Source organism: Mucilaginibacter lutimaris, from assembly GCF_042676625.1.
Classification (GTDB): Bacteria; Bacteroidota; Bacteroidia; order Sphingobacteriales; family Sphingobacteriaceae; genus Mucilaginibacter; species Mucilaginibacter lutimaris.
Window position 1 is genome coordinate 668851 of sequence record NZ_JBHTIA010000003.1, and the last position, 21985, is coordinate 690835.

Sequence of the window (21985 nt, forward strand, 5' to 3'; positions counted from 1 at the left end):
AAAAAATTAATTGCCTTTAACAATACCCGCCTGGAAACTTAACAAATCTTTTTTAGCCTCAAAGTTTCGTTTCCCAATTGCCGAGATATATGCGCTTACGCCTTCGTTAAATGTAACTATAGCATCGTTATCATAAGTAGGATGGTTAAAGTACACCAGGTTTGCAGCTAAATAACTCTCCGTAGCGGCAAGTTGTTCACCTGTAATATAAGGCCGGGTTTGCTCGTCGGCCATCATTTCTTTGATACGGGGCTTTAATTTTCGTTCCTCGCGGTAAACGTTAGCAAGATTTGATGTAATTTGTTCATAAGGCATTGTATTATAAACTTTGTTAAAGTATGCCATGGTGTTATTGTATAGCTCAAAATCTGTAGCACTATTGTCCTGCAATGCAAACAGCCTTTTGTATTTAGTAACAAGCAAGGCCTTATCCTCATCCGTAGCTACGTTATAGGCGTACATAAAAATGCTTTTATCAAGTGCTTCAATTTTGTTTACAGCTTCCTGCCGCTGTTGCTCTATCTCTTTCACCACATCTACCGCCATTTTATTTTTGTACTTATTGCCCTTGTAGTCAAAAGTTTTAATGTCTTTACGTTCAACTATGTTTTGTAATGTAAATATATCCTGCTGCATGCGGTCGGTTGCGGTAGGCAGGCTTGTATTGGTTTCTTTTAATAATTCACCTAATGTTAAATCTTTTTGGGAAGACGCCAGAGCCACAGCCTCGTCTACATTAAAGTTATTAATGAAACGCCCGTCATAGTAGCCGGCGTAGATCTTATCGAGCAAAAACTCATTAACATCTTTATAAAAATCTTCTTTAAAAGCACTACTATCTATCCTTTCGGTTTTGGCTGTGGCTGATGTAGAAGCGTAAATATCATCGGTAAGCAATACCTGCAGTTTTTCGGCATCATGAAAAAGCGACCAGGCAGAGCTGTGCACTACCGGTGTTTTAAGATCGATAATATTAAGGTGATGCTCCCTGTCTGTAGTGGACGGGTGTGATGACCATTGGTCATCTATAATTACCTGGCTGGCGTTCGCCACATCCATTGCACCTGTAATAACAGGCAACCCGTTAACATCCTGTGCCAGATTGTTTTTTATGGCATAATAATTCATCATCACCAGGTGCTGCGGGTATAAATTATCCGAACGCTTATTTTTACTTAGTTGCGCGCTCCAGTAATTTAACAGTTCGTTATAGCAAGATTGGGCGATATCTATCCGCCTTAATGAAGTAATCACCTGATTAGATCCGCTTACGTAGGCTGCCATGGCGTCTGCATGAAACTCCATATCGCGCGATAGGCGCATATACGTTTTGTTAAGCACAACGTACACCTTCTTCAATATAAACTGCATACCGGTAATTATCCAGATATTGATCTTCGCGGTTAAAAAGAATAAGGAGTGGAGTTTAGACATGGAATTGAGCAGGCGGCCATAACCCTCGTTATCGTAAAGCATGTTGTAGATAACCTTGTTCATGTTATACACATAACTGCCAAATTTCATGCTCCGTTGCGAAAAGTGACCAAACTCGTGCGCCATCACGGCCTTAAACTCCGATACATTAAGGGCGTTTACCAGCCCGAGCCCTATTGTAAGATTTTTCCTGACAGGCAGGAACATGCTCCAAAAGCTGGAGTTGTAAAAAACCGCGGCATTAACATCGGCACTTAAAAAAATGCGTTTGGGGAATGGTGCTTTTGCTTCCGCAGTTAGCTGTCTTATAAAATCAAACAACATCGGCTGTTCTTGTTCGGTAACCTCTACCATACCCGAGTAATCAACCTTGTTGCGCTGGAAGATGAATTTAATAACAAAGTATACTAGCATTAAGCCCGACCCGATGAGCGCGGCACCCAATACAAGTGTTAAAAAACTGGCAGTGGCCGATATTATAGCTACACCCAATGCGCCAAAGGCCACAGCTAAACCAATTGCAGCCAAAAGCAAAATGACATACGTTATAACAAATAGCAGCACCGCGCCAATAGAGCGGTACACATTTTTATTAAAGGACGCCGACGGCTTGATGATATTTCTATCGGCATTGGCAGGTAAAGGTGGAAGCGATAAGGTTGGGTTCATTACTTAAAGATAGTAAACGAATCCATTATCTTCATTAAAACTACAGCTTCATCAATAGTGCAGGGATTGGGACCTTCGCCTTTAAAGTACTGCACTATTTTGGTTATCATAGGCTGCTGGATATGTTCGGGGTGGGTAAAGTTCTCCGTCTCTTCGCCGTTCTCATTTTTTAGGGTAACAAACGTACCAAAGAACGGGAAGGTTATTTTGCCTTTTGTGCCGATGATCTCGCAACTGTCCACCGCCTCGCTTGGGGCTACGTTGAAACACCATGAACCATTTACCACTACTTTGTTCTTAAATACGATCTGTCCGCAAACATGATCGTCCGCCGGACTAAACCCGCCCTGGTTAAGGCTGTAGCCGCTTGAGTTTGCGGGCTCGCCAAAATAATATAGCATCAGATCGAGCTGGTGGGGGGCGAGGTCATGAAAATAACCACCGCCCGAAAATTCAGGCTGAAGCCGCCAGTTGTCTACATTGGCCTGTGGATCAGGATTCTGATACTTCCACATGCGTATCTGCACCGTACGGATGTCGCCAACGGCATTGCTGTCAATCAAGCTTTTAACATGCAGAAACATGGGCAAAGCGCGGCGATAATGCGCCACGGTAAGCTTAGCGCCACTTTCGCGGACGGCATCTGCCATTTCCTGTGCTTCCTGCGCGTTGCGGGTGACTGGTTTCTCTACATATATGTTTAACCCTTTTTTTATGGCGCGCAAGGCATATTCTAGATGCGAGGCTGGCGGGGTGGCTATAGATACGGCATTTACCTCCGGATCATTCAGCAATTCTTCGGCATCGTTGTACCATTTGCCTACATGATGGCGTTGGGCATAGTCGGCAGCTTTGGCAGCATCGCGACGCATTACGGCAACCAGTTTGCTATCTTCTATTTTGTTGTAAGCCTGGCCGCTTTTTTTTTCGGTTACATTGCCACAGCCAATGATGCCCCAATTAATTTTAGTCATGTACGTTTTTAGCTTAACATCGCCAGCAACTCCTCATCGCTGATGATAGGTATATTCAATTTATTGGCTTTTTCTAATTTAGCAGGCCCCATATTTTCGCCGGCTACCAGGTAGTTCAATTTGGCAGATATACTGCTCAGGATCTTGCCGCCATTTTGTTCAATAATATCCTTCAACTCATCGCGCGAATATTTTTCAAACGTGCCCGAAATGATGAAATTTTGTCCGCTCAATTTATCGCTGGCAAGTGTTACTTCCTTCTCTTCTGCAATAAACTGCAAACCGGCCGCACGGAGTTTTTCAATTTCTTCGCGATGGCTTTCGTCTGCAAAATACTCGGTAATGCTTTCGGCTATCCGGCTCCCAATCTCTTCGGCAGCAGTTAGTTCCTCGGTAGTCGCAGCCATCAGGTTATCAATAGTTTTAAAATGCGCCACCAGCTTCCTGGCGACCGTTTCGCCCACGTAGCGGATCCCCAGGCCAAACAGCACTTTCTCGAACGGCTGCTGTTTAGACTTTTCGATACCATCCAGCATGTTATTGATAGATTTCTCACCAAAACGCCCAAGCTGTTTCAGTTCATTGGCCAGCTGGTATAAAATATATATATCGCTGATGCGCTTAATAAAATCCCGCCGGTAAAGGGTTTCTATTGTCTCATCGCCCAGGCCGTCAATATTCATGGCTTTGCGGCCAATATAATGCTGCATTTTACCCACTATTTGTGGCGGGCATCCTTCATCATTAGGGCAGTACCAGGCTGCCTCGCCTTCGGTACGTAATAATTTGGTGTTACAGGCCGGGCAATGGGTTACGTACTCAATAGCCTTTGCGCCGGGTTGGCGTTTATTGAGATTGACGCTGATGATCTTGGGGATTATCTCACCACCTTTTTCAACAAAAACAGTATCGTGTTCGTGCAGTTTAAGGCGTTCGGTTATCTCATCGGCATTGTGCAGGGTGGCGCGTTTTACGGTTGTACCTGCAAGCAGCACCGGCTTTAAATTGGCAACCGGCGTAACCGCGCCTGTGCGCCCAACCTGGTAGGTAACGGCAAGTAGTTCGGTTTCGACACGTTCTGCCTTAAATTTATAGGAGATAGCCCAGCGCGGCGATTTAGCGGTAAAGCCAAGTTCCTGCTGCTGCGAGTAGTTGTTCACTTTTATTACGATACCGTCAATATCATAACTCAGGTGATGACGTTCGGTATCCCAATGGTTAATAAACTCCAGTACGCCGTTAATATCGCTCACTAACCGGCTGTGATCATCTACATGGAACCCCCAGCTTTTTACAGCCTCGAGGCTTTCCCAATGGGTCTTAAATAATGTTTTCTCAGTATACAACCCGTATAAAAAGCAATCCAGCGGGCGGCGGGCAACCTCTGCCGAGTCTTGCAGTTTCATGGTGCCCGATGCAAAGTTACGGGGATTGGCATAAGGCACTTCCCCATTATCTACGCGCTCTTTATTCAATCGCTCAAAGGCTTTAAGGTGCATAAACACTTCGCCACGGATCTCGAACAGATCGGGGTAATCGCCTTTCTCCAGTTTTTTTGGGATGGTATGTATTGTACGGACGTTTGTAGTAACCTCATCGCCCTGTGTACCGTCGCCACGGGTAACGGCTCGGGCAAGCTTACCATTTTCGTAAGTAAGGCTCATGGATAAACCATCGAACTTCAACTCGCAAACGTATTCGAAATTATCACCTATAGCCTTGCGGATGCGCTGGTCAAAATCAATAAGTTCCTGCTCGTTATAGGTGTTGCCTAACGACAGCATAGGCCAGCGGTGCTTAACCGTTACAAACTCTTTGGTTACTTCGCCGCCAACAACCTGCGTTGGCGATTCGGGGTCCAAAAACTCGGGGAACTGCTTTTCCAGCTTGCTCAGCTGCTCCAGCTTTTGGTCAAAATCATAATCGGATATAGTGGGCATAGCCAGCACGTAATAGTTATAAGTGTGCTGTCTTAGCTCGGCAGTAAGGGCCTTAATTTGGTCTTTAGCTTCGGTAGGCGACATGTTAGCGAAGATAGTTTTTTTAGGTGATGGTTCATAGATGATGGTTCATAGTTCATAGCTCTTATTTCGCAAGAGCGGAAACAACAATTTGTATAGATAATGTTTACCATGAACCATGAACAAGGTGCTATTTTATAAATTCCATCACAGCCACTACCGGGTAATGATCTGACGGGGTACGGCCGTGGTAGGTATTGGTTAAAATGCCGTAGCGTTTTACCTTAAATTGTTTGGTTACAAAAATATGGTCGATGCGTTTATCGCCTGCTGTATTGGCATTAAACTCGTTAAAGGTATCGCTTGGCGCAAGTTTAATAGGCGAAAGCACATAGCTATCTTTAAGTACCCCCGAGTTGTTGATCACCGCGTAACTATCTGAAGTTTGGTCTACGTTAAAGTCGCCGGTTAAAATGGTTGGCATGCTACCTGCCATTTGCTTTATTTTTTGAAGTACCAGTTTAGCGCTTTCGCGGCGGGCCACTACGCCAATATGATCCATATGAAGGTTAAAGAAATAAAATACCAGCCCGGTTTTGGTTTCTTTAAACTGCGCCCAGGTACATATACGTGGCAGGGCAGCATCCCAGCCTTTGTTGGGTTTATCGGTAACTGTCGACATCCAGAAATCGCCTGTTTTTAACAATTTAAACCGGGTTGATTTATAGAATATGGCCGAGTGTTCGCCGCCGTGTTTACCATCATCGCGCCCTGCGCCAACCCATTTGTAACCGGGCAGGCTGTCGGTAAGTTCTGTCAGTTGGTGGTACTTAGCTTCCTGTGTCCCAAATATATCCAGGTCCTGAAATTGAATAAGCCTTGCAACCCAGGGGTAGCGTTCGCCCCAGCCATTGCCGGCTGTAGAGTCGCCCTTATTTGCATTACGCAGGTTGTATGTACCAATGTTAAACTGTTGTGCTTTGGTAAATGTCGCCGTAGCTGTAATTAGCAGTACAATTAGTGTTAGTTTGATTTTCATATAGGTATTTGTAGTATGTAATAATAATAACGTAAGTTATTTCAACGATTGACAGTGAACTGCTCACATTTTCCGATAGCTATCGGGACACTAAACTTCCCCTTCCCGTTTCCTTAAAAACCATTCGGCGCTCAGCAGCAATAGTATCAATATGAAAACCCATTTCACATCTATGAGGTCGCTGTAGTGCTTGTCTTCATAAACAACGGTTTTGATGTTTTCGTTTTTGCGAATCAAACTGGCCAGTTGAGTGAGTTGCGATGGCAGCAGCATTTTCCCGCCCGACTGTGCCGCCATGCCGCGCAGCAACTGATGATTTGCCGTGCTTTGGCGGGCCTCTAAATTAAGCTGTTTAACAGTTATTTGCCCGTTAGCAGTAAATGCCTGTTTGCCAATGCTTGTAGTGGCCTGGTAGGTATACTCGCCAATTGGTAAAGTGCCTGCATTTAGCTGGTAACTTTGCCCGCTGCGCGTAAACAGAAAGCTGTAATTTTTACCCGATTGGCTCTTTAAATTGATCTTTACATCGGGTGTGTTAATAAGTTCTAAAGCGTCGTTATATAACTCGGCGTTTAACAGCAAATTTTCGCCTTCATCAAAAACGTTTTTGGATGCGTATACCCTAAAGCGTTGGCGGTTGGCATTAGCCGTTAGGTATTGTACAGTTTGGCTTAGCAATTCTTCTACCGCGTGGTGGTTGCCGTGCTCGCGGTACTCGGCCAGTTGCCAGCGCCAGATACCCTCGCCTGTTAGTACCGCCGATTTGCGGCCGCCTTCGTCACTAAAAGCCAAAAGGGGGTAGGCGGTTTCCACATTTCCTATCTTTTGTTTTAGCAATGTGGAGGCCGTACCAGATGCTGCATAACTGCCAAACGCGGCAACCAATGGCGGTAATTTGCTTATTTTATTTTTTGTGGAGTCTGTGAGCGTAAATGCCGAGAAGGTGCTAACCGGTTGTGCAAAAGCTTCCTGAATTTCCTGGCTGTTAGAGGTTACTTTAACCGTTTTTTGTGCGCTGTTAAATGCCGATAGGTTTGCTTGTGTACCCGCTATATACCAAACGGGTGTTTTACTTTGCAGCAGGGGCTGCAATTTACTATAGCTATCGGCCGATAATTGGTATAGGATAGCCATATTGTAATCGGCAAGTTTAAGCGGGCCAATATCGCTCACCAGGCTGGTTTTTACCTCAAAGTTTTTATTGCTTTCGATGCCTTGCTTAATTACAGCCAGATCGGGGTGGGGGCCGTCATACAGCAGCAGGATCTTTTGGCGGGCGTCCAGCACATCTATATAAATGTTTTCGGTATTGTTTTGTACCGATAGCTCGTTTTTTACCGGGGCAAGGCTGATGGTAAACTTACGGATGCCTTTTTTATCAGCATTCAATTTTACGGGAATTACTTTTTTAAACGCCGCCAAATTAATAGCGATGTTTTGGGCGTGTACCTGCCTGCCATCCTGTGTAATGCTTAAGCGCATTTGTTCGCCCTTGCTCTGGTAAGCCTCAGCCAATATTTCTACCTCAAAGTCATTCCCCAAAAAAGCGGTTTTATTATAGTTGACATTGCTGATAACCAGATCGCGCCGCGGAACGGTATCGCCAAGGGCGATGGCGTAAATGCTGGTTTTGATATTGCGGGCCTCATACTGCGGGTCGGTACCCAAGTTATATAAACCATCGGTTGCCAGAACCAGCGCGCCGATGTTGCGGTTGACAAAACGCTCGTTAAGTTGGTGCAGGGCAGATGAAATATCCGTTTGCCGCCCATCATATTTGTTAGACAGGCTATCATGCAGATCCTTATCAAAATTAAACTCGTGGACTTCGTAGCTATCGCCAAGTTCTTTTTTAAGGGCTGAGAGAGAAAGGCGGCTTTTGTCGAACAATTTTATAGATTGCGAATTATCCTGCGCTATCAGTACCACCGGTTTTTGCGGCAAGTATTTGGTTGATTTTACCATGGGCGACACCAGCAACAGCGCTAAAAAGCTTACTACAAATGCCCTGAATGCGAATAGCGCATAGCGCACGCCCTTTACCAGTTGCACCGGTTTGCGGTACATTAGCCAGGCATAAAGCAAGCCTAATATCATGCAGGCAGGCGCCCACCACCCCGAAACAGTTCCCCAGGTTAGCGACATTAATTGAGTACAGAGTAATTGGTGAAAAGTATAGGAAAGCGCATATCATCCATACCCGCAAAATGCGAAATTATTGTGGAATGGCTTAATTAATTTTTATGCGGATAGGCCCTTTAATATGCTCAACATCTACAGGCAGTCCTTTTTGCGTGATGCTAACCTTGCCATCTTTTTGCAGTTCTATAGCCGCATCCCTAACTTCCTGCATATGTTTACGCCAGTTAACAGGGAACAACTCACGCGCTATCTCGCTGGGGCAAACAGTTTTATCCGGCCCGCGCTGGGCAGCCATGGTGAGGATAGTTTGAGGAATGGAAATATTTGTCATTCGTTTTTATAAAACAAAAAGCGGCAAGTTTTTGCTTGCCGCTTTTTGTCAATATATGGTGATTTTAGGCAGAAAATGTTCACGTTCACGTTTGCACAACCAGCCTGTTTTTTGCAATTTGTTAATAGTCAATTATTTGACTGTTAAAGTTCTGACAGCATTGCGCCACCACAATGTATCATTTTTTACTTTTGAATTTTAACTTTTGACTTGAACTTTACAACATCCCGCCATCTACAGGGATCACCTGCCCGGTGATGTACGCTGCCATGTCTGACGCCAGGAAAACGCAGGTGTTTGCTACATCCTCGGGTTCGCCGGCACGTTTCAACGGGATAGCTGCCGCCCAGCCTTCAACCACTTTAGGGTCAAGCACGTCGGTCATCTCGGTGCGGATAAAGCCCGGGGCAACCACATTGGTGCGGATGTTACGCGATCCTAATTCCTTGGCTACCGATTTTGAGAAACCGATGATACCCGCTTTTGAGGCGGCATAGTTTGCCTGGCCTGCATTGCCCTGCACACCAACAACCGAGCTCATATTAATGAACACACCTTTACGGGCTTTCATCATAATTTTTGAGGCCGCTTTGGTTACGTTGAATATCGATTTCAGGTTTACGTTAAGCACGTCGTCCCATTGTTCCTCAGTCATGCGCATCAGCAGGCCGTCTTTGGTAATGCCGGCGTTGTTCACCACAATATCCAACGCGCCAAAATCGGCGACAATATCGTTTACCAGTTTTTCGGCCTCGTCAAATTTAGAGGCATCGCTGCGGTAGCCTTTAACCTGTGTGCCAAAGCTTTGCAGTTCCTGCTCAAGCGTTTGTCCTTTTTCTACAGATGATAAATATGTAAAGGCGACTTTAGCGCCGTGTTCAGCAAATTTCTCTGCTATTTTACGGCCTATACCCTTTGATGCGCCGGTGATAAGCGCTGTTTTTCCTTCAAGTAGTTTCATAATTTAAGTATGAGTTATCGAGCGGGTGAAGGTAAGAAATTAGTAGGAAAACCCGAAGCCATACATTGTAAGGTGCTTTAATGCCTTTTAACGGTAGTTTGTTAAAATTGGACAATTAAAGCATTTGAACGGCGCTGCGCATGGGTTGCCGAACAGAGCATGATCATTAAAACAAAAGGAGTTATCCGGCAAGTGTTTCTAATATAGCAGAAGTATTTACCAGTTAAGAAAAAACGTTTCGGATGTTTACATTTATACCGGCGGCTAAAACATATAAATGCCCCGCATGTTCATCAATACAAATAAATACCCCTTTATGCCCACAAAAAAGTTAATCGCCCCTTTTTACGAACGCCTTGCCCTGGTGCTGATAGGGGTTTGCATATTAGGGTATGTTGTTGTAGCCGGTAAAGAGATACTTGACCCCATGATCTTCGGTTTCCTGTTTGCCGTTTTGTTATTGCCGGTATCCAATCTATTAGAGAAAAAATTACGTTTGCCACGCAGCGCGTCGTCATTTGTATCAATATTATTATTGGTGGGTTTTGTTGGCGGGGTATTGTACCTCATAGGCTCGCAGATCTCAAAAATCGCTAACGACTGGCCCATGCTGCAAACCCAGGTAAAAGATTCTATTACCAACCTGCAGGCATGGGTACAGGATACCTTTCACATAAACGCGCATAAGCAAATTACTTATGTAAACAGTACGGCCGATAAAATAATGGCATCGGGCACTGCAGTATTGGGCACTACCTTTGGCGCAGTATCTTCGTTGGTGTTGTTTTATGTTTTTATACTCATTTTTACTTTTTTTATACTGTTTTATAGGCGTTTGCTTTTCCGCTTTATTACCTGGGTATTTAGCGGCGACCATAAAGATATTGTGGTTGATATTGTTGAGAATGTTCAAAAAATACTGCGCCAATACATATTGGGCCTGCTTATAGAGATGGTTATTGTATCGGGCATGGCAATTACCGTGTTTTATTTGGTAGGCATAAAATATGCCGCCCTGCTTGGCATAATTGTAGGCGTATTTAATATTATACCTTACATCGGCATTTTTACGGCGTTGCTGTTAAGTACTATAGTAACATTTGCTACCGGTACCATCAGCCAAACGCTTACGGTTGCCATAAGTGTGGTGGGCATCCACGCGGTAGATGCTAATTTTTTACTGCCGGCGGTTGTGGGTTCAAAAGTGAGGCTTAACGCGCTCATCTCATTCATAGGCATCATCATTGGTGAAATGATCTGGGGGCTGTCGGGCATGTTCCTGTCTATCCCTGTAATAGCCATCTTTAAAATTATTTTCGACAGGGTAGACAGCCTTAAACCATGGGGTTATTTACTGGGCGGAGACTATGAATATAAAGATTCGGCCGCAAAGGAAATGAAAACGGAGTAGAGGATTTTCTTAAAGATTTGCTTTTCATATAGTTTCGCTTTTAATGAAGCCCAAAACATTTGTCCAATTTTAAATAAGTTGTAACATTCATATTTAAGGGGGCGTCTTACCCCCGAATATGAAACGATTATATATTTTGGCAGTTGCAATGGTTTTTCCATTTTTCGTGCAAGCCCAACATCAAAAAAGCACAATTGTATATACATCTGATATAGACAGATTTTGGACTGCTTTTGACAGCGTACGCTCCACAAGCGATACAGCTAAGCAAGTGCAGTTTGTTCAAAAGCTATATGTGGATAAAGGCACCGAAGGCTTAAAAGCGTTTATGCAAGCACGGGATTATGATGCCAAATTGTGGTGCAAACTTATCAATAAGTACCCTAAATTTTGGCAAAGCATTAAAGCCAACACTTTATCGGTAAAGGGTCAGGTAAATTTGATTACTGCCGCCGTTCAAACATTAAAAAAGATATATCCTGAAATGCGACCCGCTAAAATGTATTTTACGATTGGCGGGTTACGTTCTGGCGGTACCACTACAGGCGATATGGTTTTAGTTGGTGCAGAAATAGCGACGGCTGATAATAACACTGATGCTTCGGAACTTGGTGATTGGCTACAAACTGTTTTTAAAAACCAACAAAGCTCAAACCTTGTAAGCGTTAATATTCACGAATATATACATACCCAGCAAAAACCGGGAGGCAATACCGTGCTGGTACAATGCATAAGGGAAGGCGCGGCAGACTTTATAGCAGAACTGGTAACCAAAAAGCCAAATAAAAATGCTTATGTAATATACGGCAGGGAACATGAAAATGAATTGAAGCTGAAATTTAACATTGATATGTTTAGTACAGCTACAGGGCTGTGGTTATACAATGGGTCTGTCAACCCTCATGCGGATTTAGGTTACTATATTGGTTATGCCATTTGCAAGGCCTATTATAAACAACAATCAAACAAAAAGCAGGCTATCAAAGACATCATAGAACTGGACTATAACAACGAGCAGCAAGTGGTAGATTTTCTTGATCGGTCAAAGTATTTCAACAAACCAGTCTACAAGAAGCAATCGTTAATTGAATTTGAAAAGTTACAACCATTCGTAGTAAGTATATATCCGGCAATTAACTCACAACAAAACGTGCCTGCAACCCTGAATGAGCTTACATTTAATTTTTCTGAACCAATGGGTAAAGGCGTGTCGATATCTTTCGGAGAAGGGGGGAAAGAACATTTCCCTTTAACAGGGGCAATTGGTTTTACAGAGGATAGGAAGTCATTTAAAGTCAAGCTATCGTTACAGTCAGGAAAAAGCTATAATTTCTATATAACCGGTAATGGCTTTACGTCTCAAAAAGGCTATCCATTAAAAGAATATAAGGTAGCTTTTAATGTACAATGATAGTCTTCTATAAATAAGGCATTTATTTAACCGATAAGCTTATAGATGCTGATATAAATGGTAACGCCGTAGGCCATTAGCATAACCGTATTTAAAACCAGTAACCAGTTCAAATCCGTTTTGCTGAATTTTTTAATAGAGCAAATTACCAGGAGTGCAATAAAGCCCAGTATAAGCAGTATAGGGAATATTAGCGTCCACCCGTGTTTTGGCGATAAATAAATATGCTGTAGTTTGGAGGTATTGCCCTGTAAGAACGGCACTATCGCTATCAGCAATAAAAAGAAAAATAAACGGGTTACAACTTTAGCGGCTATCTGGCTTGTTTTCATTCGCGGCCAAATTAGTAAATTTGGCGTAATGTATAATCAACTCAAACTGCCGCTCCTGATAATTATGCTGTTGCCTGTGTTTGCTTTTGCGCAGATAAAACCGGTAGCATCGTTCCGTGTGGTACCATTAGGCGTTTTAGGCGGAGCCGATGAAAGTAACCTGTCGGCTTATATGCTGGCACCAAAAGGTTCAGACAATTACATATGCCTCGATGCCGGGACGATCCACGCGGGGATAGCTAAAGCTTTGGCTAACAAAACTTTTAACGGGCCTGCAGAACAGGTTTTAAAGAAATATATTAAAGGATATTTTATTTCGCACGCGCATTTGGATCACCTGGCAGGCATGGTCATGAACTCGCCCGATGATACCGTGAAAAATATATACGGACTAAAAAGCACGCTTGAAACTATCAAAACCAACTACTTTACCTGGGAAAGCTGGGCCAATTTTGCCGATGACGGTGGTGCCCCTCAGCTCAAAAAATATCATTATAAACCTTTACAACCCGATACCGAAACTGCGATTGAAAATACCGATATGCAGGTGCGGGTATTTCCACTGGCGCATTCAAACTTAACAAGTACCGCGTTTTTGGTGCGCAGTAATGACAGCTACATGTTGTACCTGGGTGATACCGGTGCAGATGATAAGGAGAAGAGCCAAAACCTGCATAACCTTTGGGTGGCTGTCGCCCCTTTAGTTAAAGCTCAAAAATTAAAGGCGATAATGATAGAGGTATCATTCCCGAATGAGCAGCCGGATAAAAGCCTTTTTGGCCACCTTACCCCAAGGTTGTTAATGAATGAGATGGGCGAGTTAAGCAAGCTGAGCAGCGCGTCCTTAAAAGGATTAAACATTGTGGTTACGCACCTAAAACCACCTTATAAAAGCATCACCAAAATAAAAGCGCAGCTTAAGGTGGCCAATAAAATGCAGCTTAACCTCATCTATCCGCAACAGGGCAAAACGCTGGATTTTTAACAATTATTTATCATCCAACAAGTCGATACAGGTTTTCGACATGGCTTTTAAGCGTGAGTTGAGCGTTGCCGCGCCTTGCGTGTCTTTTGTGTTCCTGTAAAGCATTTTAATGATAGAGAGTGTTTCGTCGCTTGGGTCGCAGGCCTGGGCTTTTTCAAGGTGTGGGAGAGCTTTTTTTCCCGCGGCGATATATAATATAGTTAGCCGTTTATTTTCGTTAATGTCGCTTTTGGCGGCGTTTAATTTCTCGCTAATAGCATCGGCATTTTTCAGATACAGGTAACCGAGAGCGCGATGTACCACGTAATAATCAGGCACAGCTGCCGCGACTTTTTCATAGTATTCAATAGCCTTTACCGATTGGCCCTCGTTTTTAAAAAGGTTTCCAATCGAATAAAAGAAGCTGATACGCATTTTTTCTTTAAGCTTGTCTGCGTTTGGGATAATATCCTGACCTATTGATAACGCCTTGCCTTCGCCCTGCAGGCGTGCCAGGTTAAAATCGAGGTATTGGTTGTAAACTTCATCGGCGGTTTGCGCACGGGCAATTATAGCAGTAAACGAAACGAAAAAAACCAGAAATAATCTTTTCATAATTAATAACGAATATCGAACTCTGATCTTAAAATAATGATTCTGACTTAATTATTTTTACTCGAAATTCATCAATCCCTATTCGTCGTTCGATATTTTAGACAGACAGCAGCTTTACAAGTTTAAAGCCTTCCATTTCAAATATTCATCACGCATACAGTACCCGCATGGGCGGTAGCCTTCGTTGATAGCATCCTGCCTGTCTATAAAAAACACACGATTTAAGGGTTTCATTCGCTTGCCTGAAGTGCAGTCTAGTTTGCCGTAGATTTTCAATTTACGGTTACCGCCAATAGATATTTGGCGCTCGTTTATCAATAACTTTAAAGCCTTCCGGCGACTAAAATCGTTATCACCAAGGTCGATATGCTGTATCATGTCGCATCATGAAAAATGATGCCGAGCGTATGCCTGTTGCCGTTTGTGACCTCACTTACACCATGGCGCATATTTACGCGATAGTAGCCCTTACTGCCCATCACCGGTCTAAAATTGGTGGTGAAGAGCAGCACATCGCCCTTTTTAGGATTAAGTACCATGGCTTTAGATTGCATTCGCGGGCGCTGCTCAACCAGTACAAATTCCCCGCCTTCAAAATCCTTCCCCGGTTCGTTCAGGCAAACCACCAGTTGCATGGGGAAATACACTTCGCCGTACAGGTCCTGGTGCAGGGCGTTGTAGCCGCCTTTGTTATATTTTAATATCAACGGGGTAGGGCGCAGTTGCCCGGCCTCATGGCAAAGTGTTGTTAACTCGGATAATACATGCGGGAACTGTTTGTCAATTCCTAATACTTCCATCCATTTATTAGCAATAGGGGCGATGTGCGGGTAAACCTTTTCTCTCAGCTCTTGCACAACACTGGGCAGGGGATAGCTGTAATATTTATATTGCCCGAGGCCATACCCATGGTTTTCCATCACGATAGTTTTACGGTAACCGGCTTCGTCGCCATAATGTGCTACTAACGCGTCGCATTCATCTGCCGATAAAATACCGGGGATAGAAGAATAACCTTTGGCGTTCATGCTTTCAGTAACCAGCGCCCAATCGGTTTGATCAATTCTTTGCTGTAACTCCATCTTACATCGCTTCTTTAAAGTTCACCTGCGCTGCTTCCCAGCCTATCATGGCTGTTTTGCGGTTGCTGCCCCAATGGTATTGCCCAAACTCACCGGTTGATTTGATAACCCTATGGCAGGGGATCAAAAACGCTACAGGGTTAGCACCTATAGCACTTCCCACAGCTCTGCTGGCAGTTGGCATTTGCACCGTGTTTGCCACAGTGGAGTAGGTGTTCAGCCCACCCATTGGGATCTTCAACAATGCTTCCCAAACCTTCAACTGGAAATCGGTGCCTTTGAGGTGAAGCTTGATATTCGATAACTGCGACCAGTCCTTTTTAAAAATAAGCAGCGCATTTTGTTGTGCCAGGTCTACCACCTGGTAATAACTGGCGTTGGGGAATTGGGTGTAAAGCTGGTTAAAAGCATCGTCCTTATCATCGGCGAAGGCCATGTAGCAAATACCTTTTGGGGTTGATGCCACAATGATATTGCCGAACGGTGTTTCGGCATAGCTAAAGTTGATAGACAATTCCTTGCCGCCATTCTTGTACTCGGCAGGTGTCATCCCTTCGATGTTGATGAACAGATCGTGCAGGCGGCCGGTACCCGATAAGCCGGTTTCGAAAGCGGCGTCGAACAGGGTGGCCTGTTGTTCTTTCAGAATGCCTTTGGCATACTCCAGGCTCATATATTGCAGGAACTTCTTCGGACTAATGCCCGCCCAATCTGTAAACATGCGCTGAAAATGAAAGGGGCTGAGGTTTACCTTTTCGGCTACTTCATCCAGGTTGGGTTGGGTTTTAAAGTTTAGTTTGATGTAATCTATCGCCCCGGCAATACGCTCGTAATTGATGTTGTTTTGTGTTTCCATTGTTTAAATATATATAACACAAAAGTACCTTGGTGATATAGCCCATAGAACCCGAAACTTGCTCACTTTTCTTCACCATGTCATTGCGAGGAGCGTAGCGACGTGGCAATCTCGTAGCTGTGCATTGCCGATTTGCGAGCGACGAGATTGCCGCGCTATCGCTCGCAATGACATGGTTTATAAATTGCAAAGCTTAATCTCTGATCACCAACCTCTAATCTCTAACTCTTACTTCAACCCATCCAGCACCTTAAACATTTTAGCCCTTATGCCGCTGCCCGGGCCATTGTAATTATTTACCATAATGGCGAAGCAAAGCTGACGGCCGGCGTGGGTTTGGAAACCGGTGTAAGCCTGCACGCTGTTAATACTGCCGCTTTTCATCTTCATGTCGTTGTAAACGGGCAGGCTCTCATAAAAATCGTTAAACCAGGCAGCAGAACGGGCCGATTGCATGATACGCGCCATTGTTGATGTGGTTATACGGTTCTGCGGCGAAAGCCCGCTGCCATCAAAGATGTTCATGGAGTTTTTGTTGATACCTTTTTGCTGCCAAAAGTCCTTAACAGCGTCTACACCATCATTGGTAGATATGCCTTTGCCTGTTTTAGCGGCGATGGTAACCAATAATTGCTCGGCATAAAGGTTTACGCTTTTTTGATTGAGCCAGTAAACTATCTTGCTTAATTTTGGTGAAAGTAAAGTAGTAATATTTTTAGTTGCTGACGCTACGGTTTGTCCTTTATCTGCCAGCATTACTGATGAAATGGGCTCAACGCTTACGCTGATGCCGATGCGTTTTAGCGTGTCGTTCAGTCTGAGTGCTGCGTCGTAAGCAGGGTCGGGGATGGCGGCGGCTACACGTTTTTTGGTTTGATCGATGGCGTAGGTGCCGCGCAAATACATCACCTTGCTGCCGAATGAGGGGAGGTAAGGGTAAGCCAGGTCGCCGGTTTTGGAGGCGCCGTTGGTTAATTCGCTTTTGTATTGCAGGTAGTTGGTTTCGGGTTGTGTGCCCGCCACGCCGATGGTGCTGCCTACCGCGCCGGTGCGCAGCATAATATCAAACTGGTTTTCGCGCCAGCAAAGCCCGGCAATCCCCGCGCCGTAATAAGTGCCCAAGTCCTGCCATATCCAGGCATCGGGGATACCTTGACTCTTGAAATTTCCGTTATCGCCAATAATGCGCCCGTTAATTTTTTTGATGCCCGCTTTTTTCAGCGCGGTAACCATGGCGTTAAGCACCACGCCCTCTTTGGTGGTTGCCCAACGCCAACTGCCCAGGGTGGGGTCGCCGCTGCCTTTAATGATCACATCCCCGGTAAGGGCACCATCGGCACTTATAGCGCCGGTGTAGCCTAACTGGGTTTGGTATTGGTAATCCTTTCCCAATACATTAAAAGCGGTAATGCTGGTAACTGTTTTAAGTGTAGATCCCGGAGCAAGCCCGATATCCGGGTTGGCAGCAAACACAACCTCGCCGGTTTTAGCATCAAGCACGGTTAACGATACCGAGGCATAGCGGCACTGGCTGTCCTGTTGCAGGCGGCCAAATGCCTTTTGTAGATTTTGCTGCAGGGTTTGCGCCCCTGCAATTTGAGCAATAAATAAAAAACTAATTAAGCACGTTCGTTTTATCCTCATTGGTAACGTTGCGTTGTGATATATAATAAATAGGGATGCCTATTAAAACGATGATCAATCCAGGCCAGGTAAACTCCGGCTTGTAAACAATAAGTAACGTACAAAAGGCCAATCCCATTATAATATAAATGATAGGCAATACAGGGTAACCAAAAGCTTTGTAAGGACGCTCGGCATTTGGCATTTTTTTACGCAGAATGAAGATACCGATGATGGTAAGCACGTAAAATAGTACTACCACAAATGAGATCATATCTAACAGATCGCCGTAACGGCCGCTTAAACATAGGATTGATGCCACAACCGCCTGGATCCACAATCCAAACTCTGGCACATCATGCTGGTTTAAAGTCCCGGTTTTCTTAAAAAATAAACCATCTTTTGCCATTGAATAATACACGCGCGAACCGGCCAATATCAACCCGTTGTTACAACCAAAGGTGGAGATCATGATCATTACCGCGATGATATAAGAGCCCATGTTACCGAATATTACGTGCGATGCTGAAACTGCCACACGGTCTTTATCGGCATTCACAATATCATGTAACGAAAGCACGCCCGTGTAAACTATGTTGGCAGATACGTAAATGATGGTCACGATCATGGTGCCGAAGAACAGGCTCAATGCCACATCGCGTTTCGGGTTCTTCATTTCGCCGGCTATAAAGGTTACGTTGTTCCAGGCATCGCTGCTGAAGATAGAGCCCACCATTGCTATTGCTATGGCGCCTAAAGCGGCGCTCATGGTATAATCGGTAGTGGTGCCGTCTTTAGCCAGCTTGTGCATGTCCCAGGCGTTGGTCCAGTTAGCGTTCCAGATGTCGCTTTTAAATGCGAAGAACCCAAAGATGATCAACCCGAACAGGCTTAAAAGCTTAGTAAGCGTAAATGTAGTTTGGATAACCTTACCACCTTTTACACCTTTTGTATTGATGAACGTAAGGAAGAATATCAGCACGATAGAAACGATCTGCGCGGCACTTATCTTCATAAAACCCACGTCCAAAAGAATGTTATCCTCACTGACTGCCGGAATAAGATAGGCTGTAAACTTTGAGAACGCCACACCCACAGCGGCAATAGTACCCGTTTGTATCACCGCGAAGAAACTCCAGCCGTATAAAAATGCCACCAGTTTGTTGTACGATTCTTTAAGATAGATGTACTGTCCGCCAGCTTTTGGGAACATAGCGCTTAATTCGCCGTAGCTTAGTGCAGCGGTAAGCGTCATAAAGCCGGTTATCAGCCATACAGCTATCAGCCAGCCTGCCGAACCAACGTTGCGGGTAATATCGGCACTAACGATAAATATACCGGAGCCTATCATGGAACCTGCCACCAGCATGGTGCCGTCAAGCAGGCCTAATTCGTGTTTTAATTTGTGTTGTGAAGTTTCTTCAGACATTCGGGCTTAGTTTAAAGTACTAAACTATTCAAAAACTTTAAATTGACAGGCTATTGTAAAGAAATTAATTTACTATTTTGCGGCAACCAAATTATAAACAGCGCGTTGCGCAAGTAAACTACACACTTATAAACTAATTATACAATATGGATCTTTTGAACAATTACTTAATTTATCTGATCCCTGTTTTCGGCCTTATCGGCATCCTGGTGATGGCGGTGAAATCGGCATGGGTAACCAAACAGGAAACAGGCGATGCATCTATGAACCAGCTTGCGGGCTACATTGCTGATGGGGCAATGGCGTTTTTACGCGCTGAGTGGAAGATACTGAGCTACTTTGTAATAGTAGCAGGCATACTTTTAGCATGGAGCGGTACAACAGTGGGCGATAAATCGAGCCCTATTATTGTAGTATCGTTTGTTATCGGCGCTTTCTTATCTGCGTTCGCGGGTTATTTGGGGATGCGCATCGCTACAAAATCAAACGTGCGCACAACACAGGCGGCTAAAACAAGCCTGGCGCAAGCTTTAAAGGTATCGTTTACCGGCGGTACGGTTATGGGTTTGGGTGTTGCCGGCTTGGCAATCATCGGTTTAGGCTCGTTATTTATTGTGTTTTACCAGATGTACGTGGTAAATGTTGCAGGTAGCAGCGTAAACGGCGATGCTATGGCCAAAGCGCTTGATGTATTAGCGGGCTTCTCGCTAGGTGCCGAATCTATCGCGCTTTTCGCCCGTGTGGGTGGTGGTATATATACCAAAGCTGCCGACGTAGGCGCCGACCTTGTAGGTAAAGTTGAAGCAGGCATCCCCGAGGATGATGTGCGTAACCCCGCTACCATTGCAGATAACGTGGGCGATAACGTGGGTGATGTTGCCGGTATGGGCGCCGATCTGTTCGGATCATACGTGGCTACGATGCTGGCTACCATGGTACTGGGCCGCGAAATAGTATCTGCCGATAACTTTGGTGGTATTGCCCCGGTTTTGTTACCGATGGTTATTGCCGGTTTAGGTTTGATATTCTCTATTGTTGGCGCATCGCTGGTGCGTATCAAGAAAGAAACCGACAGCGTACAAGCTGCTTTAAATTTGGGTAACTGGGCATCTATTGTATTAACGGCAATCGCTACTTATTTTGTAGTGCAATGGATGCTGCCGACCACCGAAATGCACTTAACCCGCGATCTGGATGCTAACGGCGCTATTAAGGCAGGTTCGTTAGTGTTTACCAAAAATGGTGTTTTCGCGTCTATCCTGGTAGGTTTGGTTGTTGGTACGCTCATGTCTATCATCACCGAGTATTACACCGCTATGGGTAAACGCCCCGTGCTAAGCATCATCAAACAATCTTCAACAGGCCATGCAACCAATATCATTGGCGGTTTAGCTATCGGTATGGAATCTACCGTGTTGCCTATTTTGGTATTGGCAGCCGGGATCTACGGTTCATACTTCTTCGCGGGTTTATACGGTGTGGCTATCGCCGCTGCCGGTATGATGGCTACAACCGCTATGCAATTAGCTATCGACGCGTTTGGCCCTATTGCCGATAACGCCGGTGGTATCGCCGAAATGAGCCAGTTGCCACCGGAAGTTCGTGGCCGTACAGATAATTTAGATGCCGTAGGTAATACTACCGCTGCAACAGGTAAAGGTTTCGCTATCGCTTCGGCAGCGTTAACTTCACTGGCTTTGTTCGCGGCCTTTGTGGGTGTTGCAGGTATCGAGCATATCGATATTTACAAAGCCAACGTACTGGCCGGTTTATTTGTGGGTGGGATGATACCGTTCATCTTCTCGGCATTATGTATCTCGGCAGTAGGCCGGGCTGCCATGTCGATGGTAGAGGAGGTTCGCCGTCAGTTCCGCGAGATCCCGGGCATTATGGAGTACAAGGCACGCCCTGAATACGAGAAATGTGTAGAGATCTCAACCAAGGCATCTATCCGCGAGATGGTTGCACCGGGACTTATCGCATTAATTACACCAATCGTTATCGGTTTCTTATTTGGCCCGGAAGTGTTGGGTGGTTTATTGGCAGGTGTTACTGTATCGGGCGTATTGATGGGCATCTTCCAGAGCAACGCCGGTGGCGCGTGGGATAACGCTAAAAAATCATTCGAGAAAGGTGTGGAAATTAACGGCGAGATCTATTACAAAAAATCTGAACCGCACAAAGCATCAGTAACGGGTGATACCGTTGGCGATCCGTTCAAGGATACTTCAGGACCGTCGATGAACATCCTCATCAAGTTAATGTCTATCGTTTCATTGGTTATTGCACCGCATTTAAACAGTGCCGATGCAACCAACAAAATGATGCAGAAACAAGAAAAGGTACAATCGATGAATGTACACCAGATCCATGTAGATAAAAAGATCTAACGGATTTGATTGAATATGGAAAGCCCTTCGATTTATTGGAGGGCTTTTTTGTGCGGAAATCTTATATTAGAAGGTATAAATCAAATTAGCAATTGCGCAAAATCAGCGAACCTACGAATATCCCCTTAAGAATTAATAAAGCTTTATGGGTAATTTACGCTATTGCATTAATTTGGCTGGTAGGTATGGGATTATATTCTATGATGTTGGGTACTGGTTTTGGAGGGACGATTTATAGTAAATACGGAGGAAGCAGTACTCACATAAGTTGCGGGCCATTTCAATATTTCATGATGGCCGGAATGTTAATTATGCCCGTTATATTCTTTTTTCTATTTAAGAAGCGGGATATATAAGAGGT

General features: G+C 44.6%; 18 protein-coding genes. 4 read left to right on the plus strand and 14 right to left on the minus strand.

The window, feature by feature from the left end; translation table 11 throughout:
• Positions 1 to 6: 6 nt before the first annotated feature.
• The 7 genes from ACFQZI_RS03830 to fabG form a co-directional block, all read right to left on the minus strand.
• Positions 7 to 2103, minus strand: a complete 2097-nt coding sequence (locus tag ACFQZI_RS03830) for a M48 family metalloprotease (protein WP_377138635.1) — start codon at positions 2101 to 2103, stop codon at positions 7 to 9.
• Positions 2103 to 3077 carry a Gfo/Idh/MocA family protein gene (locus tag ACFQZI_RS03835; RefSeq protein ID WP_377138637.1) on the minus strand — a complete coding sequence of 325 codons (975 nt, stop codon included), beginning with the start codon at positions 3075 to 3077 and terminating at the stop codon, positions 2103 to 2105. The genes ACFQZI_RS03830 and ACFQZI_RS03835 overlap by 1 nt, the downstream gene beginning before the upstream one ends.
• Positions 3078 to 3085: 8 nt before the next feature.
• A complete protein-coding gene (gene ligA / locus ACFQZI_RS03840; protein WP_377138639.1) occupies positions 3086 to 5101 on the minus strand; it encodes an NAD-dependent DNA ligase LigA in 2016 nt (671 codons plus the stop codon).
• A 127-nt stretch (positions 5102 to 5228) separates the two neighbouring features.
• Positions 5229 to 6077, minus strand: a complete 849-nt coding sequence (locus ACFQZI_RS03845; protein ID WP_377138641.1) for an endonuclease/exonuclease/phosphatase family protein — start codon at positions 6075 to 6077, stop codon at positions 5229 to 5231.
• Positions 6078 to 6167: 90 nt separating this feature from the next.
• Positions 6168 to 8222 (minus strand): hypothetical protein, encoded by a 2055-nt coding sequence (locus tag ACFQZI_RS03850; protein ID WP_377138644.1) that lies wholly within the window; start codon positions 8220 to 8222, stop codon positions 6168 to 6170.
• Between the two features lie 85 nt (positions 8223 to 8307).
• Positions 8308 to 8550: a DUF3253 domain-containing protein gene (locus tag ACFQZI_RS03855; protein WP_377138647.1), complete on the minus strand. Its 243-nt coding sequence runs from the start codon at positions 8548 to 8550 to the stop codon at positions 8308 to 8310.
• Between the two features lie 217 nt (positions 8551 to 8767).
• On the minus strand, positions 8768 to 9511 hold the full coding sequence (gene fabG / locus ACFQZI_RS03860; RefSeq protein WP_377138650.1) for a 3-oxoacyl-[acyl-carrier-protein] reductase: 744 nt from the start codon (positions 9509 to 9511) through the stop codon (positions 8768 to 8770).
• A 316-nt stretch (positions 9512 to 9827) separates the two neighbouring features.
• On the opposite strand from fabG, the gene ACFQZI_RS03865 reads away from it, so the two are divergent.
• Positions 9828 to 10922 (plus strand): AI-2E family transporter, encoded by a 1095-nt coding sequence (locus ACFQZI_RS03865; protein ID WP_377138653.1) that lies wholly within the window; start codon positions 9828 to 9830, stop codon positions 10920 to 10922.
• Between the two features lie 118 nt (positions 10923 to 11040).
• Entirely contained in the window at positions 11041 to 12333 is a 1293-nt protein-coding gene (locus ACFQZI_RS03870) for a hypothetical protein (protein ID WP_377138656.1), read from the plus strand.
• Between the two features lie 26 nt (positions 12334 to 12359).
• Here the strand turns inward: ACFQZI_RS03870 and ACFQZI_RS03875 are convergent, their stop codons facing one another.
• Positions 12360 to 12665 (minus strand): hypothetical protein, encoded by a 306-nt coding sequence (locus ACFQZI_RS03875; RefSeq protein ID WP_377138659.1) that lies wholly within the window; start codon positions 12663 to 12665, stop codon positions 12360 to 12362.
• 28 nt (positions 12666 to 12693) lie between these two features.
• Here ACFQZI_RS03875 and ACFQZI_RS03880 point away from each other — a divergent pair, with 28 nt between their 5' ends.
• Positions 12694 to 13650, plus strand: coding sequence for an MBL fold metallo-hydrolase (locus ACFQZI_RS03880; protein ID WP_377138661.1), 957 nt, complete (start codon positions 12694 to 12696; stop codon positions 13648 to 13650).
• 3 nt (positions 13651 to 13653) lie between these two features.
• Here ACFQZI_RS03880 and ACFQZI_RS03885 read toward each other — a convergent pair whose 3' ends face one another.
• From ACFQZI_RS03885 to ACFQZI_RS03910, 6 genes are all read right to left on the minus strand, one after another.
• Entirely contained in the window at positions 13654 to 14244 is a 591-nt protein-coding gene (locus tag ACFQZI_RS03885; RefSeq protein WP_377138664.1) for a tetratricopeptide repeat protein, read from the minus strand.
• 114 nt (positions 14245 to 14358) lie between these two features.
• A complete protein-coding gene (locus tag ACFQZI_RS03890) occupies positions 14359 to 14622 on the minus strand; it encodes an Ada metal-binding domain-containing protein (RefSeq protein ID WP_377138667.1) in 264 nt (87 codons plus the stop codon).
• On the minus strand, positions 14619 to 15326 hold the full coding sequence (locus ACFQZI_RS03895; protein WP_377138670.1) for a 2OG-Fe(II) oxygenase: 708 nt from the start codon (positions 15324 to 15326) through the stop codon (positions 14619 to 14621). The genes ACFQZI_RS03890 and ACFQZI_RS03895 overlap by 4 nt, the downstream gene beginning before the upstream one ends.
• Before the next feature lies 1 nt (position 15327).
• Positions 15328 to 16182, minus strand: coding sequence for a bifunctional helix-turn-helix domain-containing protein/methylated-DNA--[protein]-cysteine S-methyltransferase (locus tag ACFQZI_RS03900; RefSeq protein WP_377138672.1), 855 nt, complete (start codon positions 16180 to 16182; stop codon positions 15328 to 15330).
• 228 nt (positions 16183 to 16410) lie between these two features.
• A complete protein-coding gene (dacB, locus tag ACFQZI_RS03905) occupies positions 16411 to 17826 on the minus strand; it encodes a D-alanyl-D-alanine carboxypeptidase/D-alanyl-D-alanine endopeptidase (protein ID WP_377138675.1) in 1416 nt (471 codons plus the stop codon).
• A complete protein-coding gene (locus tag ACFQZI_RS03910) occupies positions 17798 to 19234 on the minus strand; it encodes an APC family permease (RefSeq protein WP_377138678.1) in 1437 nt (478 codons plus the stop codon). The genes dacB and ACFQZI_RS03910 overlap by 29 nt, the downstream gene beginning before the upstream one ends.
• A gap of 146 nt (positions 19235 to 19380) precedes the next feature.
• Between ACFQZI_RS03910 and ACFQZI_RS03915 the strand changes: the two genes are divergently transcribed.
• Positions 19381 to 21624: a sodium-translocating pyrophosphatase gene (locus ACFQZI_RS03915; protein WP_377138681.1), complete on the plus strand. Its 2244-nt coding sequence runs from the start codon at positions 19381 to 19383 to the stop codon at positions 21622 to 21624.
• Positions 21625 to 21985 lie beyond the last annotated feature (361 nt).

Coding starts and splice junctions, on each gene's coding strand:
- ACFQZI_RS03830 (WP_377138635.1), bottom strand. CDS start 2,103: ATGAACCCAACCTTATCGCTTCCACCTTTACCTGCCAATGCCGATAGA.
- ACFQZI_RS03835 (WP_377138637.1), bottom strand. CDS start 3,077: ATGACTAAAATTAATTGGGGCATCATTGGCTGTGGCAATGTAACCGAA.
- ligA (WP_377138639.1), bottom strand. CDS start 5,101: ATGTCGCCTACCGAAGCTAAAGACCAAATTAAGGCCCTTACTGCCGAG.
- ACFQZI_RS03845 (WP_377138641.1), bottom strand. CDS start 6,077: ATGAAAATCAAACTAACACTAATTGTACTGCTAATTACAGCTACGGCG.
- ACFQZI_RS03850 (WP_377138644.1), bottom strand. CDS start 8,222: ATGTCGCTAACCTGGGGAACTGTTTCGGGGTGGTGGGCGCCTGCCTGC.
- ACFQZI_RS03855 (WP_377138647.1), bottom strand. CDS start 8,550: ATGACAAATATTTCCATTCCTCAAACTATCCTCACCATGGCTGCCCAG.
- fabG (WP_377138650.1), bottom strand. CDS start 9,511: ATGAAACTACTTGAAGGAAAAACAGCGCTTATCACCGGCGCATCAAAG.
- ACFQZI_RS03865 (WP_377138653.1), top strand. CDS start 9,828: ATGCCCACAAAAAAGTTAATCGCCCCTTTTTACGAACGCCTTGCCCTG.
- ACFQZI_RS03870 (WP_377138656.1), top strand. CDS start 11,041: ATGAAACGATTATATATTTTGGCAGTTGCAATGGTTTTTCCATTTTTC.
- ACFQZI_RS03875 (WP_377138659.1), bottom strand. CDS start 12,665: ATGAAAACAAGCCAGATAGCCGCTAAAGTTGTAACCCGTTTATTTTTC.
- ACFQZI_RS03880 (WP_377138661.1), top strand. CDS start 12,694: ATGTATAATCAACTCAAACTGCCGCTCCTGATAATTATGCTGTTGCCT.
- ACFQZI_RS03885 (WP_377138664.1), bottom strand. CDS start 14,244: ATGAAAAGATTATTTCTGGTTTTTTTCGTTTCGTTTACTGCTATAATT.
- ACFQZI_RS03890 (WP_377138667.1), bottom strand. CDS start 14,622: ATGATACAGCATATCGACCTTGGTGATAACGATTTTAGTCGCCGGAAG.
- ACFQZI_RS03895 (WP_377138670.1), bottom strand. CDS start 15,326: ATGGAGTTACAGCAAAGAATTGATCAAACCGATTGGGCGCTGGTTACT.
- ACFQZI_RS03900 (WP_377138672.1), bottom strand. CDS start 16,182: ATGGAAACACAAAACAACATCAATTACGAGCGTATTGCCGGGGCGATA.
- dacB (WP_377138675.1), bottom strand. CDS start 17,826: ATGAGGATAAAACGAACGTGCTTAATTAGTTTTTTATTTATTGCTCAA.
- ACFQZI_RS03910 (WP_377138678.1), bottom strand. CDS start 19,234: ATGTCTGAAGAAACTTCACAACACAAATTAAAACACGAATTAGGCCTG.
- ACFQZI_RS03915 (WP_377138681.1), top strand. CDS start 19,381: ATGGATCTTTTGAACAATTACTTAATTTATCTGATCCCTGTTTTCGGC.